General features: G+C 51.7%; 15 protein-coding genes and 1 riboswitch. Of the genes, 13 read left to right on the forward strand and 2 right to left on the reverse strand.

Annotated features, from left to right (window positions below):
• The first annotated feature begins 4 nt into the window (after window positions 1-4).
• Window positions 5-1429 carry a pyruvate kinase gene (pyk, locus tag AC3WT9_RS32100; protein ID WP_038588922.1) on the forward strand — a complete coding sequence of 475 codons (1425 nt, stop codon included), beginning with the start codon at window positions 5-7 and terminating at the stop codon, window positions 1427-1429.
• A gap of 132 nt (window positions 1430-1561) precedes the next feature.
• On the opposite strand, the gene AC3WT9_RS32105 is transcribed toward pyk, so the two are convergent.
• On the reverse strand, window positions 1562-2305 hold the full coding sequence (locus tag AC3WT9_RS32105; RefSeq protein ID WP_341091459.1) for a G1 family glutamic endopeptidase: 744 nt from the start codon (window positions 2303-2305) through the stop codon (window positions 1562-1564).
• A gap of 101 nt (window positions 2306-2406) precedes the next feature.
• Here AC3WT9_RS32105 and AC3WT9_RS32110 point away from each other — a divergent pair, with 101 nt between their 5' ends.
• Genes AC3WT9_RS32110 through AC3WT9_RS32120 form a run of 3 tightly spaced genes read left to right on the forward strand, consistent with a single transcriptional unit; the run spans window position 2407 to window position 4563 of the window.
• On the forward strand, window positions 2407-3588 hold the full coding sequence (locus tag AC3WT9_RS32110) for an MFS transporter (protein WP_341091460.1): 1182 nt from the start codon (window positions 2407-2409) through the stop codon (window positions 3586-3588).
• Between the two features lie 40 nt (window positions 3589-3628).
• Window positions 3629-4168 (forward strand): acyl-CoA thioesterase, encoded by a 540-nt coding sequence (locus AC3WT9_RS32115; protein WP_341091461.1) that lies wholly within the window; start codon window positions 3629-3631, stop codon window positions 4166-4168.
• Window positions 4165-4563 carry an FxsA family protein gene (locus tag AC3WT9_RS32120; RefSeq protein WP_341091462.1) on the forward strand — a complete coding sequence of 133 codons (399 nt, stop codon included), beginning with the start codon at window positions 4165-4167 and terminating at the stop codon, window positions 4561-4563. Before AC3WT9_RS32115 ends, AC3WT9_RS32120 begins: the two co-directional genes overlap by 4 nt.
• Window positions 4564-4720: 157 nt before the next feature.
• Here AC3WT9_RS32120 and ytvI read toward each other — a convergent pair whose 3' ends face one another.
• Window positions 4721-5836: a sporulation integral membrane protein YtvI gene (ytvI, locus tag AC3WT9_RS32125; RefSeq protein WP_341378020.1), complete on the reverse strand. Its 1116-nt coding sequence runs from the start codon at window positions 5834-5836 to the stop codon at window positions 4721-4723.
• 389 nt (window positions 5837-6225) lie between these two features.
• Here ytvI and AC3WT9_RS32130 point away from each other — a divergent pair, with 389 nt between their 5' ends.
• The 9 genes from AC3WT9_RS32130 (at window position 6226) to thiH (ending at window position 14946) form a co-directional block, all read left to right on the forward strand.
• Window positions 6226-7338 carry a citrate/2-methylcitrate synthase gene (locus AC3WT9_RS32130; RefSeq protein WP_341091464.1) on the forward strand — a complete coding sequence of 371 codons (1113 nt, stop codon included), beginning with the start codon at window positions 6226-6228 and terminating at the stop codon, window positions 7336-7338.
• A 96-nt stretch (window positions 7339-7434) separates the two neighbouring features.
• Complete coding sequence (gene icd, locus AC3WT9_RS32135; protein ID WP_341091465.1) at window positions 7435-8730, forward strand: NADP-dependent isocitrate dehydrogenase; 1296 nt, start codon at window positions 7435-7437, stop codon at window positions 8728-8730.
• A gap of 19 nt (window positions 8731-8749) precedes the next feature.
• Window positions 8750-9691: a malate dehydrogenase gene (gene mdh / locus AC3WT9_RS32140; protein WP_341091466.1), complete on the forward strand. Its 942-nt coding sequence runs from the start codon at window positions 8750-8752 to the stop codon at window positions 9689-9691.
• A 122-nt stretch (window positions 9692-9813) separates the two neighbouring features.
• Window positions 9814-10239, forward strand: a complete 426-nt coding sequence (locus AC3WT9_RS32145) for a hypothetical protein (protein WP_038588945.1) — start codon at window positions 9814-9816, stop codon at window positions 10237-10239.
• 353 nt (window positions 10240-10592) lie between these two features.
• Window positions 10593-11462: an SDR family oxidoreductase gene (locus tag AC3WT9_RS32150; protein WP_076110654.1), complete on the forward strand. Its 870-nt coding sequence runs from the start codon at window positions 10593-10595 to the stop codon at window positions 11460-11462.
• A gap of 148 nt (window positions 11463-11610) precedes the next feature.
• A riboswitch (TPP riboswitch) is annotated at window positions 11611-11713 on the forward strand.
• A gap of 112 nt (window positions 11714-11825) precedes the next feature.
• Window positions 11826-12434 (forward strand): thiamine phosphate synthase, encoded by a 609-nt coding sequence (locus AC3WT9_RS32155; RefSeq protein WP_341378021.1) that lies wholly within the window; start codon window positions 11826-11828, stop codon window positions 12432-12434.
• 51 nt (window positions 12435-12485) lie between these two features.
• Complete coding sequence (gene thiS / locus AC3WT9_RS32160; RefSeq protein WP_341091468.1) at window positions 12486-12689, forward strand: sulfur carrier protein ThiS; 204 nt, start codon at window positions 12486-12488, stop codon at window positions 12687-12689.
• Between the two features lie 305 nt (window positions 12690-12994).
• The gene (locus AC3WT9_RS32165) at window positions 12995-13759 is read left to right on the forward strand and encodes a thiazole synthase (RefSeq protein ID WP_341091469.1); all 765 of its coding nucleotides are present in this window, start codon (window positions 12995-12997) and stop codon (window positions 13757-13759) included.
• 29 nt (window positions 13760-13788) lie between these two features.
• Window positions 13789-14946: a 2-iminoacetate synthase ThiH gene (thiH, locus tag AC3WT9_RS32170; RefSeq protein WP_341378022.1), complete on the forward strand. Its 1158-nt coding sequence runs from the start codon at window positions 13789-13791 to the stop codon at window positions 14944-14946.
• Window positions 14947-14955 lie beyond the last annotated feature (9 nt).

Raw genomic sequence — 14955 nt, forward strand, 5'->3', positions numbered from 1 at the left:
CCTAATGCGGAAAAGTAAAATTGTATGTACGATCGGTCCTGCTAGTGAATCGTTGGAGAATATCAAAAAATTGATCTTGGCTGGTATGAATGTGGCCCGTCTGAACTTCTCCCACGGCGATTTTGAAGAGCACGGCAACCGGATCAAGACGATCCGTCAGGCATCTAAAGAACTGGGCAAAACTGTTGCCATCCTGCTCGACACCAAAGGACCGGAGATTCGCACAGGCAAGCTGGAAGTAGAACCGATTGAACTGGTTCAGGACGAGTATCTGACATTGACTACGGAAGAGATCCTTGGCGACCAAAACCGTATCTCCATCACTTACAGCGACCTGCCTAATGATGTTCAAGTAGGCTCGACCATCCTGATCGATGACGGCCTTATCGGACTTACCGTTGTCGACATTCAAGGCACAGAAATCAAGACCCGTATTGTTAACGGCGGTACGATCAAGAGCAAGAAAGGCGTTAACGTACCAGGAGTTGCCATCTCCCTGCCGGGTATTACGGAAAAAGACACCAACGATATCGTTTTTGGGATCGGACAGGACATCGATTTTATCGCCGCTTCCTTCGTTCGCAAAGCTAGCGACGTTCTGGAAATCCGTGCACTGCTTGAGAAGCACAATGCTTCCCATATTCAAATCATCTCCAAAATCGAAAACCAACAAGGTGTTGACAACCTTGATGAAATTTTGGCAGCTTCCGACGGCCTGATGGTTGCCCGCGGCGACCTTGGTGTGGAAATCCCTGCTGAAGATGTGCCTTTGGCTCAAAAGCTGATGATCGAAAAATGTAACATTGCCGGCAAACCGGTAATCACAGCTACCCAAATGCTGGATTCTATGCAGCGCAACCCGCGTCCTACCCGCGCTGAAGCAAGTGACGTTGCGAACGCTATCTTCGACGGAACAGATGCAATCATGCTGTCCGGTGAAACTGCTGCCGGGAAATATCCGGTAGAGTCCGTTCTCACAATGTCCCGCATTGCTGAGAAAGCTGAATCTGCCCTGAACCACCGTGAAATTTTCATGAAGCAACAAATTGCTCAAGAAACAACGGTTACTGAAGCGATCAGCCAATCCGTAGCGATTTCCGCTCTTGACCTGAACGCTAAAGCTATCATTTCTTCGACTGTAACTGGCCACACTGCACGCGTGGTTTCCAAATACCGTCCTAAATCGCAAATTATTGCCGTGACTACTCAAGAAAGAACTATGCGTCAATTGGCACTCGTATGGGGCGTAACTCCTGTATTCGGTAAAGAAGCTACGTCGACAGACGAATTGCTGCAAACTGCCCTTAAAGGCGGTAAAGATTCCGGTCTGGTTAAAGCAGGCGATCTTGTTGTAATTACAGCGGGTATCCCACTGGGACGTTCCGGTTCTACAAACCTTGTGAAAGTAGACACCATTCCAGCTGACTAAGCTTAGGAGTCTTCTATAACGCAGATCGTTCTATTCATAAAAAGCAATGGTGGATTCCACCATTGCTTTTTTTGCTTGATATACGAGGGTCAAATGTATATATTGGATTGAGAGTTTCGGGCAAAATGAACACTAGGAACGTATGAGAATAGGGTTTCTTGTGTTAACGAGAGGCGAGCCCTTATGATATACACGTTTAACTACAAAAGTATCTCCGGCGGAATTGGGGCTTGAAGGGACGGCAACTGCGGTTTTGTTCTGCACCATAATACCTCCATCGGCTGGAGTGAGCTTAGGGCTTTTGCCGTTGATCGTGCAGCGGCTGAACCTTGTGGGTGTTACCCGGGCTAGCGCGCCTATAGTTCCGCCGACTTGAGGGGCTTCCATGATCCATTCAGCGGAGGACTCCGGGCCGGTGTAATGCTGTATGGTGCGGAAAATCCAGTTCTTGCTGAGATTCCGCAGGGTTATACGCCATTTTCCGCGGCTGATCTTGGCGATCGTTGCCCGCATGCGGTCTCCGGGAGAGACCGGGAGATGTATAACCGTCTCCATTGCCGGCAGTATTTCCCACCAGGGATAGTAGCGGACGACTCCATTTATAGATTCATGTGCGGTGCCGGTCTGAATCAGATTGCTGTTTTTGAAGCCGTCGATTCCAATCCAGGCCGAGGAATAGCTAGCTTTGGAAGAGGGTTTGACATAAGGGACAACCCACTCGCCGGAGATTCTCCGGAAGGCTCCTTTTTTACCTGTGATGGCATATCCGCTCCAGTTGCTGGAGGTCCAGCCGAAGCCTGTGCTTTGAGCTCTTCCTTTGTTGGTTTTGTCCGTGAGACAAGGCCGACCGCGCTTTAATTTATAAACTGTGCTCACTTGTTCACCGCCTCTATTAGGTTCTGCTCTATTTAATGCGGCGTAGTCTTGTAAAGGTTGGGTATTCTGTTAAAAAGGATTGGAGAGGAAATATAGCACAAATGGAAAAACTACTGAAGCTGCGCGGCTTTTATCTCTTCCTGGGACTTGCCGGCGGCTCGTTTGGTTCCTATCTGACGCTGTTGCTGAAGTATAACGGAATGGATGTCAGTCAAATTGGTATGATGATGGCGGTAGGAACACTTATTGCCATATGTATTCAGCCTGTATGGGGTCTTATCTCCGACAGGTATAACCAGGCGCGCCTTGTACTTATTCTAAGTGTGGCTGTACCGGCGGTGCTGGCCGTATTCTACCGTTCGGAATATTTCATTGTTCTTCTGCTGGTATACACGGTGTCCACGATCTTCTCGTCCACACAGGCCCCTATCGCCGATTCTTACGCCATTGCGGCGGCGAACAGAGCCGGATCCACCTATGGCAGCATCCGGCTGATGATGAGCATAGGAGCGGCTGTAGGGGCCTATGCCGGTGGCCAGTATGTTGAGAGATTTTCAGTCTCTACGATATGGCTTCCGTTCCTGCTCTTAAATTCAGTTGCCGTTATTTTTGCCTTGACCTTGCCCAGACAGGCGGAAGAGAATCATATGATGAGCCAATCGCTGGCTCAAGGGGTCAAAAAATTGCTCGGCAACCGCATCTTCCTGGCCTTTCTGGGCGGCAGCTTCCTGGTGAACCAGACGATGACAGCTTTCGGCACTTATTTTGTAGTGGCCTTTCAATCTGTCGGCGGCTCCACAGGGTATGCCGGAATTGCGCTTTTTCTTGCCTCTGTGACGAACGTCCCCTCCATGCTGTATGCCTCAAAAGTTATCCGTAAGCTGGGACGGGAGCGCACGCTGCTGCTGGGTGCGCTGATCTATGTGCTGCGCTGGGGGATTCAGGTGGCCTTTCCCCATCCTTCGGTGATGATCGGCGTGCAGGTGCTGCACGGTCTGTCATTCGGGCTCTTTTATATTGCTGCTGTTGAATACGTGTCGCAGATTACTTCATCCGAGATGCAGGCAACAGGCCAAAGTGTCTTCAATATCGTATTTTCCGGTTTTGCGGGAATTCTGGGCAATTTGCTGAATGGATTTCTGCTTAGTCAGGGCGGTGTCGGGCTGATGAATGTGTCTTGCATGATAAGTTCTGCCGTGGGGGCGGTACTGCTCTTCTATGTAGCCAAAAGCTCAAGGAGCAGCGTTCCGAAGACGATGTCCTCGGGCGGAATTGGCGTATAGCTGCCGCTTCCGCAAGTTAATACAGAAAGGAGCATAAGTTATGGAATCACGTAATCGGGTGCTTTCCAGCTGCTGGCACAGCACGGCTTTCCGCGTGCGTTACCAGGAAACCGATCAAATGGGTGTGGTGTACCACGCCAATTATTTAAGCTGGTTCGAGAGCGGGCGCACCGAGATGTTCCGCGAGCTCGGCTTCGCCTACCGTTCACTGGAGAACATGGGAGTGCTTCTTCCTGTGACTGCGGCAGATTTGCAATTTAAAAGTCCGGCGCGATATGATGATCTTATCGCCGTGTATGCGCGGCTTAAGGTTTTTTCAGCTTTGAGAGTTGTATATGAATATGAGGTGCGCCGGATTGAGAAGGATGGGGAACGTGGCGGCGAAGGTTCTGCGGAACATGGAGCGCTTTCAGCGCTGACTGCTGCCCAGACTCTTCCGGGTGAGCTTCTGGTTAGCGGTTCTACCAGTCATGTCTGGCTGAACAAGGACTGGAAGCCGGTAAGGCTGGACCGGGCGCTGCCGGAGCTGTATCAAGCGATAACCGGGGCGCTCAGGGAAGAAGAAGGGGGAGCAGTATGATCAGGAACAAATGGCTGTGGGCTGCCTTGTTTATTATCCCGGCCGTGGAATTATTCGGGTTCATCTATGTCGCTGGTTATCTTGGAGCGCCCAAAACGCTGCTGCTCATTCTGGCAACTTCAGTGATCGGACTGCTCATGATGCGGTTCGAAGGCAAAAAGGTACTGCAGGACAGCAAAATACAAATGCAGGAAGGCAAAGTGCCCGGACGGACGATGCTGGACGGCTTGTGCATTTTTTTCGGCGGTCTGCTGCTGATTCTGCCCGGCTTTGTAACGGATTTAATCGGCTTTTCTTTGGTGTTTCCGCTGACCCGGCCGCTGTACCGGGTTTTTCTGCTTAGATGGATTGAGAAGAAAATGAAAAATGGCACCTTCACCTTTTACCGGAGGTAACAGAAACCTGTCTATGCGCTGCTATGTGTACCAGACGAATAGCATGAACCTAGGAAACGAAAACAGAGCGGAAGCTGTCTACTTAGACGGATTCCGCTCTGTTTCGTTATAAGGGGCTGCTTTACATTTCCCGCTGTATTTCATACACCTAGTTGGACTAATGCAGGCGTCCGCTCACAATATAGCTGTGCAGCGCCCGGAACACGCCGGCACGGTGGAAGGCGTCAAGGATGACCAGAATAACAGGACCCAGTAGAAGACCGAGCATGCCGAACAGCTGCAGGCCGGCGAACATGCCAACCAGCAGGGTAAGCGGGTCCAGCCCGATGCTGCTGGCGAGCACCTTGGGCTCAAGCACCTGGCGGGTCACGAGAATGATCCCATAGAGCACCAGCAATCCGATGGCCAAAGCCAGGTTGCCGGTCATATAGGAATACAGCGCCCAAGGGAGCAATATAACACCGACGCCAAGGTAAGGGACCAAATCAACGATGCCGACCGTCAGACCGATGGCAAAGGCGGAGTCTACGCCCAGCAGCAGGAGACCGATAATGACGATAACCCCGGTAACAGAAATCAGCACTAACTGGGCCCGCAAATAGCCGGACAGCGCTTTGCGCAAATCACTCCAAATCTCGGAGACCGGTCTAAGCAGAGGCGCCGGCAGCAATGAAGTTAATTTTGCATTATGGTGATCCCAGCCGGTGCTGAGGAAAAAGGCGGCCAGCACGATCACAATAAGGATGGTTCCCATGCTTGGCAGCGCGGAAATCAGCTTCAGAATCATATTAAAAAAACCGGTGATGAGTTGGGTCATGGCGTGGCCCACGGTTTCGGTAGTCCGGCTGATGTTGCTGTCGATAGTGGCATGATAGTCCGGGTTGTCGTGGTAAAACTGGTTGATTTGGTTAATAATATTCTGAATGCTGGCATTGCGGCCCAGTGACAGCAGCAGCTCGCGCCATTGGTCGGTATGGAGATCTAAGGTCTGCAGCAGCACAATCAGCTCTTTCACCAGCCGGGTAATCAGCGCAGTCAGTACAAGGGCCGTACCTCCGATATAGAACAGCAGCGAGAGCGAGACGGCGAGCCAGCCCGGAAGCTTAAAGCCTTTCAGGATCACCACCAGCGGATGAATGATATAGGCGAGCAGCCAGGCCAGGAGGAGCGGATAGAGCAGCGGAAGCAATACATAGATGGCGAACATCAGCCCCGCAGCGGCGAGAACAACCCAAAGGCCGCGCAGCACTCTTTTTAACACTAGCGTGTCCATCGTTCATCCCCCCACTATTGCTGCTCCCGCAAGAAAATAACTGCTCGTCTTATGTATATTCATAGATTGATTTTACAGACTATCAAAAGTCATAAAGCATAAAACATGGCAGACTCTATAACCTGAAAGCGCAATCATGAAACAGGAAGATCGGAAGTTTTTTTCTATCTCTCCGATAAAATCATTTGATGCGTGTCAAAGCTTCCACGTTGTTCACATAACCGTCAAAATCCGGTATGATTATTAAAGGTTCTACCCTGAAAGTTGGTTGCAATCTTTAAGGATGTCTTATCGCCCTTCTTTTTATGTTTTTAAACCTTTAAAATGTAAATGTTTTCACGATGTTAGAAATGGCTTTTAAACCCTTGTTCGCAAAGGAGAGAGATACTATGACAGCTACTAAAGGCCTGGAAGGCATCGTCGCCACGACTTCCTCAATCAGCTCGATTGTGGATGGCGTCCTCACTTACCGCGGATTTGATATTGACGATCTTGCGGAGAATGCCACCTTTGAAGAAACCGCTTATTTGCTGTGGTTTGGCAATCTGCCTACTACGCCTGAGCTGCAAGCTCTGCGACGTGATCTCAGCGCATTTGCACCGATTCCGGAGCAGGTCATTGCACAAATGAAGCTGTATCCCAAAGAAGCGAACACGATGGCTGCCCTGCGCTCCGCCGTATCAAGTCTCGCGCTCTATGATGAAGCGGCGGATGATATGAGCCGTGAAGCTAATGAAATCAAGGCAGTAAAGCTTCAGGCGCAGATTCCGACCATAGTCGCTGCGCTGGCGCGTATCCGCAAAGGTCTGGAGCCCATTGCACCCAAAGAAGGCTTGTCCATCGCGGAAAATTTTCTCTATATGCTATGGGGCAAACAGCCGGATGTCGTATCCGTCAAGGCGCTGGATGCTGCACTGGTGCTGCATGCGGACCATGAGCTGAATGCCTCCACATTTGCCAGCCGCGTGACTGTGGCTACGCTCTCCGATATGTATTCCGGTGTGACGTCTGCGATTGGTGCCCTTAAGGGTCCGCTGCATGGCGGAGCGAATGAGGCCGTAATGAAGATGCTGGAGGAGATCGGCAGTCTGGATGCAGTGGAGCCCTATATACGCGGGAAGCTGGAGCGCCGTGAGAAAATTATGGGCTTCGGACACCGTGTCTATAAGAATGGGGATCCGCGTGCCAAACATCTGATGAAGATGTCCCGTGAGTTGGGCACCATGAAGAATGACACCACACTCTACGAGATGTCCGTCAAGATTGAGGAGCTGATCACCGGGCAGAAGGGACTGAAGCCAAACGTGGATTTCTACTCGGCTTCGGTATACACGCAGCTTGGTATTGAGCGGGAGCTGTTCACGCCTATTTTTGCCATCAGCCGCGCTTCGGGATGGACAGCGCATATTCTGGAGCAATATGTAGACAACCGCATCATCCGCCCGCGTGCAGAATACACTGGGATGTCCGAACAGAAATACGTTCCCGTTGACGAGAGATAAAGGCGGCCCTTGCGGGCCGCTCCACCCCTCTAGTAGAATGAATGTACGCATGTGCTAACCAAACCAAACTAAACTTTTTAGGAGGATTCCCCACAAATGTTGAAACTAGAAAAATACGATCTGCCGACAGAAGGCGAACAAATCACGATTGAAGACGGCAAACTGGTGGTTCCGAATCATCCGATTATTCCTTTTATTGAGGGTGACGGCACTGGCCGCGACATTTGGAAAGCCTCTAAACGGGTGCTTGATGAAGCTGTAGCCAAAGCTTACGGCGGTGCAAAAAAAATTGCCTGGTATGAAGTATTTGCCGGCGAAAAGGCCTTCAATACATATGGTGAATGGCTGCCTAATGATACGCTGGAAGCCATTCGTGAATATATTGTAGCTATTAAAGGCCCGCTTACTACTCCAATCGGCGGCGGAATCCGTTCTTTGAATGTGGCGTTGCGCCAGGAACTGGACCTGTATGTATGTTTGCGTCCAGTGCGTTATTTCGATGGAGTGCCTTCACCGGTGAAACATCCGGAGCTGGTGGACATGGTTATCTTCCGTGAGAATACAGAAGACATTTATGCGGGTATCGAGTACCAGGAAGGCTCCGAGGCTGTCAAGAAAGTAATTGAATTCCTGCAGAAGGAAATGGGTGTGAACAAAATCCGCTTCCCGGAAACCTCCGGAATCGGCATCAAGCCAGTATCTTCCGAAGGCTCGAAGCGCCTGGTGCGCGCTGCAGTTGAATATGCGATCAAGCATGGACGGAAGAGCGTAACGCTTGTGCATAAGGGCAATATCATGAAATTTACCGAAGGTGCGTTTAAGAACTGGGGTTACGAAGTGGCTGAGCAGGAGTTCGGCGACCAAGTATTCACCTGGAACCAATATGATGTCATCAAGGAACGTGATGGTGAAGCTGCGGCCAATGCTGCCCAGAAGGAAGCGGAAGCTGCCGGAAAAATCATCATCAAGGATGCAATTGCCGACATCGCTCTGCAGCAGGTATTGACCCGTCCGACCGATTTCGACGTGATTGCTACGCTGAACTTGAACGGTGACTACTTGTCCGACGCGCTTGCTGCTCAAATCGGCGGCATCGGCATCGCTCCGGGAGCGAACATTAACTATTTAACAGGGCATGCTATCTTTGAAGCAACACATGGTACGGCTCCGAAATATGCCGATAAGGACGTTGTGAACCCGGGTTCGGTCATTCTTTCCGGAGTAATGCTGCTGGAGCATTTGGGCTGGCAGGAAGCGGCTGACCTTATCTACAAAGGAATGAGTACCGCCATTAACAACAAAACAGTGACTTATGATTTTGCCCGTCAAATGGAAGGCGCAACAGAGCTGAAATGCTCCGCGTTTGCCGACGAAATTATCAATAATCTGTAGTCTTGTAGGAGGGTATCTCTTGGCCATCAAACGTTATAAAATTACAGTCGTGGGTGCCGGCTTCACTGGCGCTACCACGGCGCTTATGCTTGCCCAGAAGGAACTCGGCAACGTGGTGCTGCTGGATATTCCGCAGCTCGAGAACCCGACCAAAGGCAAGGCGCTTGACATGCTGGAAGCCGGTCCTGTGCAGAAGTTCGACAGCCAGATTACGGGAACCTCAAGCTATGAGGATGCTGCGGATTCGGATATCGTGATTATTACGGCAGGCATCGCCCGCAAGCCTGGCATGAGCCGCGATGATCTGGTGAATACCAATGCGGGAATTGTGAAATCGGTCTGCGAAAATGTGAAACGTGTCGCTCCGGAATCCATCGTAATTATATTGAGCAATCCGGTAGATGCGATGACTTATGTGGCTTACAATGCACTAGGCTTCCCCAAAAACCGGGTAATCGGACAATCCGGTGTGCTGGATACGGCCCGCTACTGTACTTTTATCGCCCAAGAGCTTAACGTTTCGGTTGAAGATGTACGCGGCTTTGTGCTGGGTGGACATGGCGATGATATGGTACCGCTCGTACGCTATTCCAGCGTAGGCGGCATTCCGATTGATACGCTGATTTCCGCAGAGCGAATTGCGGAGATTGTACAGCGTACACGAGCCGGCGGCGGCGAGATTGTCAGCCTGCTCGGCAACGGCAGCGCTTATTACGCGCCAGCGGCTTCCTTGGTCCAGATGACTGAAGCGATCCTGAAGGACAAGAAGCGGATTATCCCGGTAATCGCCCTGCTTGAAGGTGAATACGGTTATGATGGGCTGTTCATGGGCATTCCGGCGCTGCTGGGTGCGGACGGCATTGAGAAGGTATATGAACTGGAGCTTACGGCAGAGGAGAAAGCGGCTTTGGATAAGTCGGCAGATTCGGTACGTGCCGTTACTTCGGTAGTTAGGATTTAAGCAGTAACCTGCGGGAGCCCCCATTTTAGAAATTATAATGGGGGTTTTCTTTTCTTCTATTTGTTGGTTAGGTATAATTGAAGTGTAACTAAAATCACTGAAAACATTAGAGGAGGTATGTTATGGGTCACTTTTTGTTTTTTCTACATATGATCGGTACATTGGCGCTGGGCTTTTATCTGGTGCTGCCGTTTGTTCTCGGGCGTGTCCAGAAGCTGAGCGTCCCTGCGAGAGAAGGAACGCTTAGCGCTATCGGCGGCTTCAACCGCTTCGCCCAGTACGGTCTGGTCATCCAACTGCTGACTGGCGGCTATATGATGACGAAGGGTGAATATTCGGTACCGTGGATGATCGTGGTGGTTGTTCTGCTGCTTGCTATGTTTGCACTCGGCGGCATCATCAGCAAACCATTGCGTCTTGCCGCAGCCGGCATGCGCGAGAACCGTGACGTATCCGCAGAGACAGGCAAAATCCGTACCTTGAGCCTGCTGCTCATGGTGGCGCTGGTGCTGATGGTGTTTTTTATGGTGTACAACAGCATTATTTAAGACTTCCTTCATAGAAAGACTACAGAAAGCCCGCCTCCGGATTGACATGGAGAGCGGGCTTTTGGGTGCAGACATTACTTCAGGACAAGTCTATCGGGTACCACCCAGCCATGCCGCAGTCACAGTCTGCATATATCTGCAACTCCATTGCTGGATTAGTGCTTTCTCTGTAAAGTATATCGCCTTCCCCGGCAAAAACAACTGACATTTTAGTTTGACCGCGCCCAAGGTGTGGTAAGTAACATAACGTAAAGCAAATAAAGAGATGATCTGCAGGTGCATAAACCAGACACCCTGAGCCAACCCTAAAACGATGAGTAACCAACAGGTACACAGCGAAAGGAGAATGGATCATGCCAGACAACACGCAAACCAAAAAAACATTACCTCCGCAGGTGCAGGACCGCCAGCCCGGAATTGAAAGTGAAATGAATCCGCTGCCGGAATTCGAGACCTCAGCCTATAAGGCGGCGGGCAAGCTGCTGGGCAAGGCGGCTCTGATTACAGGAGGAGACAGCGGTATTGGCCGGGCGGTTGCCGTTCATTTTGCGAAGGAGGGTGCGGATGTCGTTATTTCCTACCTCAATGAGCATTCCGATGCCGAAGAGACTAAACGCCAGGTAGAGCAAGAGGGAAGGAAGTGCATTCTGATCGCCGGCGATATCGGCGTGGAGGCGTTCTGCCAGGATCTGATCAATAAGACAGTGGAAGGACTCGGCAAGCTGGACATCCTGATTAATAATGCGGCAGAGCAGCATCCGCAGGAGAAAATTGAGGATATTACCTCTGAGCAGTTAGAGCGGACATTCCGCACGAATATTTTTTCGATGTTCTATTTGACCAAGGCAGCCATGCCCCACCTGAAAAAAGGGTCCACGATCATCAACACGACTTCGATCACAGCCTACCGGGGCAGCCCGCAGCTGCTGGACTATTCGTCCACCAAAGGGGCGATTCTCAGCTTTACCCGTTCTCTGTCGATGAACCTGGCGGACAAAGGCATCCGGGTTAATGCCGTAGCGCCGGGTCCAATCTGGACACCGCTTATTCCGTCGACCTTTGACGCGAAGAAAGTCAGTGAATTCGGCGGCACGCAGCCAATGAAACGCCCGGGACAACCGGAGGAGCTGGCTCCAGCCTATGTATATCTGGCTTCCGACGATTCATCTTATGTAAGCGGACAGGTAATGCATGTGAACGGCGGCGAGGTCGTAAACGGCTAAATGCGGTTGCTGATTCCATTGCTATGCATAATTAGAGTCTGGAGCGGAATCTTGGGTTCCGCTCTTTTTGATGCAGGCCTCTTTTAAAGGATGGCTCTTCAAGGAATAATATGTTAGTATATGAAACGTTAAGCGTAATTGAATATGGATTTGTCACTAGGGGTGCCGCAAGGCTGAGACGAACATACCCGTTCGGACCCTTTGAACCTGATCTGGTTTATACCAGCGTAGGGAAGTGGAGAACGAATAACTGCAGCGGGGCTGAATGGCCCGGTATTCCTGTATATATTCCAGACTGCCTCCTTTACGGGGGTGGTCTTTTTTGTGTTTGCCGGTAATGCAAAAGAACAGGAGAAGGTGAACATGTTGAAAGAGATACATTTGATCTCGGATGGAAAGCAAAATCCGGCGCAGTTTGTTCAACTGGCTGCGGCTGTGCATTTCATAGTGGATTATATCCATCTCCGGGAAAAGGCAATGTCTGTACGGGAGCTCATGTCTCTGACGGAGCAGCTGATCATAGCAGGGGTTCCGCCTTCCAAGCTGGTGATCAACGACCGGGTAGACGTTGCGCTGGCCGCAGGGACGGGCGGGGTCCAATTGGCTTGGCACAGCCTGCCGCCTGCCGCAGCACGCGGCATAGCACCGGGCCTGCGATTGGGAAGGTCGGTGCATTCCCCGGAGGAGGCGGCCGAATCCGGCCGGCAGGGAGCGGACTTCTGCCTGTTCGGGCATGTGTTTCCCTCGGCCTGCAAGCCGGGGCAGCGGGAACGCGGATTGCAGCAGCTGGCTGCGGCTGTCCGCTGCAGCAGCATTCCGCTGATCGCCATAGGCGGAATTGAGCCGGGTAATGCCGGTAAGGTTCTGGCAACGGGTGCTGCCGGAATTGCCGTAATGTCCGGAATATGCAGTGCGGGAGATCCTGTGGCCGCCGCTACAGCCTACAGATCAGCAGTTCAGGCCGTACCCTAAGCCTGAAGCCATGAATAATGCTCCTGCACCAGTTAAAGGAGGTGAGCAAGCATGAATTTGATCGTGAATGGAAAAGGCGGGGCCTATGAAGAGAGCTGCCGGACTGTAGCTGATCTGCTAAGCCGGTCAGAGTGGGCCGGGAGACTGGTTATCGTGGAGCTGAATGGTGAGATCGTCGGCAAGGACGTTTACGAAGATACGCTGCTGAGCGAAGGTGACCGCGTAGAGCTGGTCCATTTTGTCGGCGGGGGCTGAAGCCGGTGTGTGTTGCCGGATGAAAGCAGTAAGAGGCAAGAAGCAAGAGGTAAGACGTAAGACGTAGGAAGTAAGAGGTAAGACGTAGGAAGTAAGAGGTAAGACGTAGGAAGTAAGGGGTAAGACGCAAGACGCAAGACGCAAGACGCAAGACGCAAGACGTAAGACATAAGACATAAGACATAAGACATAAGACGTAAGAAACAAGAGTTAAAGGTAAGACATAAGAGGTAAGATCAAAACTCAGCGTATCAGCAACAGAAGCACCGCATTTAAGCGGAGCCACTATCTCAGGAGGCGATTGTATGCAAGATTCTTTCGTTATCGGCGGAATTCCTTTATCCAGCAGGCTGTTTATCGGAACCGGAAAATACAGCCGCAATACCCTTATTCCCGAAGTGATTGCACGCTCGGGTTCACAGGTCATTACTGTGGCTCTGCGCCGGGTTGATACGGAGAGCAACGACAACATTGTTACTCATATTCCCTCCCATATGACGCTGCTGCCCAATACCTCTGGTGCGCGCACAGCCGAAGAAGCGGTGCGTATTGCCAGACTGGCCAGGGCGGCAGGGCTGGGCAATTGGGTGAAGATCGAGGTGATTAATGATCAGAAATATTTGCTGCCTGACAATATGGAGACGGTTAAAGCCACGGAAATATTGGCTGCAGAGGGTTTCGTTGTACTGCCGTATATGAGCCCCGATCTTTCGGCAGCTATCCGGCTCAAGGCAGCCGGAGCTGCCGCTGTTATGCCGCTGGGTGCGCCCATCGGCTCGAACCGCGGCCTGCAGACCAAGGAGCTGCTGCGGATTCTGATCGCAGAAGTGGATCTTCCGGTGATTGTTGACGCCGGTATTGGCAGACCTTCCGAGGCTGCTGAGGCGATGGAAATGGGAGCATCCGCCGTGCTGCTGAATACGGCAATTGCTACTGCGCGTGATCCGCTTCTAATGGCGGAGGCATTCCGTGAGGCGGTATCGGCAGGGCGCAAGGCTTATCTGGCCGGACTGGGGCCGGTGGAGGAGGCGGCAACGGCCTCTTCGCCGCTGACCGGCTTTTTGTTCTAGCCAATGGAGAGAAGGAGGGAGGAAAGAGCATGAGCTTTTATGATACGCTGACCCGGCTGGAGCAGCTTCCTTACGAGACATTATGGAAGCAGTATACTGCCGTGGATGTGAAGCGGGCGCTTCGTTTGGAGCATCTGGACGAAGACGGGCTGATGGCACTGCTGTCTCCGGCGGCGGAGCCTTACCTGGAGGAAATGGCGCAGAAAGCGCAAAGATTGACACGTACGCACTTCGGGCATGTGATGCAGCTGTTTACGCCGATGTATTTGGCCGATTTTTGCGTGAATCATTGCACTTATTGCAGCTTTAGCTCGATTTATGACTTTCCGCGCAAAAAATTGACACTGGAGGAGGTCAGGCAGGAAGCAGAAACCATCGCCGCTACAGGCCTGCGCCACATTCTTATTTTGACTGGCGAATCCCGGAGTGAAAGTCCGGCCGCTTATGTGAGGGAGTGCGTGAAGGTGCTCCGTGACTATTTTTCTTCTGTCAGCATTGAGGTTAATCCGCTCTCTACGGAAGAATACAATGAACTGAGGCTGGCAGGGGTAGACGGTCTTACCTTGTATCAGGAGGTCTACCATCAGGAGACCTATGGGAAGCTGCATGTGAAGGGTCCGAAGAGAGTCTACCGCAACCGTCTGGATGCACCCGAACGCGGCTGCCGCGCCGGGTTTCGATCTGTGAATATTGGTGCCCTGCTGGGGATGTACGATTGGCGCCAGGAAGCTCTGGCCACTGCCCTGCATGCGAGATACTTGCAGGATAAGTACCCGGAGTGCGAAATCGGCTTGTCGATTCCCCGCTTTCGCCCGTATCTCGGAGAATTCAATCCGGCAAGTGATGTAACCGACCGTGCGCTGGTGCAGATCATACTGGCTTACCGACTGTTTTTGCCCCGTGCGGGCATTTCATTGTCCACGCGGGAACCGGCAGCTTTGCGCGACCATCTGGTCCATCTCGGCATCACTAAAATGTCCGCAGGAGTATCCACCGAGGTAGGCGGGCATACCCTTGAAGGCGGAACCCCGCAGTTTGAAATCTCGGATGGCCGCAAAGTGCATGAAATTACAGAAATGTTGTATGCCAAGGGACTGCAGCCGGTTTTCAAAGACTGGGATATCCTGACAGATCCGCTCCATTCACCAAAGATTACACCGCCCCATCAGGTGGACTCGCTGCGTTAATAAAAAGCG

The organism is Paenibacillus sp. EB106-06-01-XG199 (assembly GCF_058791575.1).

What these genes read in the sequence shown, in the direction of transcription:
- pyk (WP_038588922.1), top strand. Translation starts at nt 5, where the DNA reads ATGCGGAAAAGTAAAATTGTATGTACGATCGGTCCTGCTAGTGAATCG.
- AC3WT9_RS32110 (WP_341091460.1), top strand. Translation starts at nt 2,407, where the DNA reads ATGGAAAAACTACTGAAGCTGCGCGGCTTTTATCTCTTCCTGGGACTT.
- AC3WT9_RS32115 (WP_341091461.1), top strand. Translation starts at nt 3,629, where the DNA reads ATGGAATCACGTAATCGGGTGCTTTCCAGCTGCTGGCACAGCACGGCT.
- AC3WT9_RS32120 (WP_341091462.1), top strand. Translation starts at nt 4,165, where the DNA reads ATGATCAGGAACAAATGGCTGTGGGCTGCCTTGTTTATTATCCCGGCC.
- ytvI (WP_341378020.1), bottom strand. Translation starts at nt 5,836, where the DNA reads ATGGACACGCTAGTGTTAAAAAGAGTGCTGCGCGGCCTTTGGGTTGTT.
- AC3WT9_RS32130 (WP_341091464.1), top strand. Translation starts at nt 6,226, where the DNA reads ATGACAGCTACTAAAGGCCTGGAAGGCATCGTCGCCACGACTTCCTCA.
- icd (WP_341091465.1), top strand. Translation starts at nt 7,435, where the DNA reads ATGTTGAAACTAGAAAAATACGATCTGCCGACAGAAGGCGAACAAATC.
- AC3WT9_RS32145 (WP_038588945.1), top strand. Translation starts at nt 9,814, where the DNA reads ATGGGTCACTTTTTGTTTTTTCTACATATGATCGGTACATTGGCGCTG.
- AC3WT9_RS32150 (WP_076110654.1), top strand. Translation starts at nt 10,593, where the DNA reads ATGCCAGACAACACGCAAACCAAAAAAACATTACCTCCGCAGGTGCAG.
- AC3WT9_RS32155 (WP_341378021.1), top strand. Translation starts at nt 11,826, where the DNA reads ATGTTGAAAGAGATACATTTGATCTCGGATGGAAAGCAAAATCCGGCG.
- thiS (WP_341091468.1), top strand. Translation starts at nt 12,486, where the DNA reads ATGAATTTGATCGTGAATGGAAAAGGCGGGGCCTATGAAGAGAGCTGC.
- AC3WT9_RS32165 (WP_341091469.1), top strand. Translation starts at nt 12,995, where the DNA reads ATGCAAGATTCTTTCGTTATCGGCGGAATTCCTTTATCCAGCAGGCTG.
- thiH (WP_341378022.1), top strand. Translation starts at nt 13,789, where the DNA reads ATGAGCTTTTATGATACGCTGACCCGGCTGGAGCAGCTTCCTTACGAG.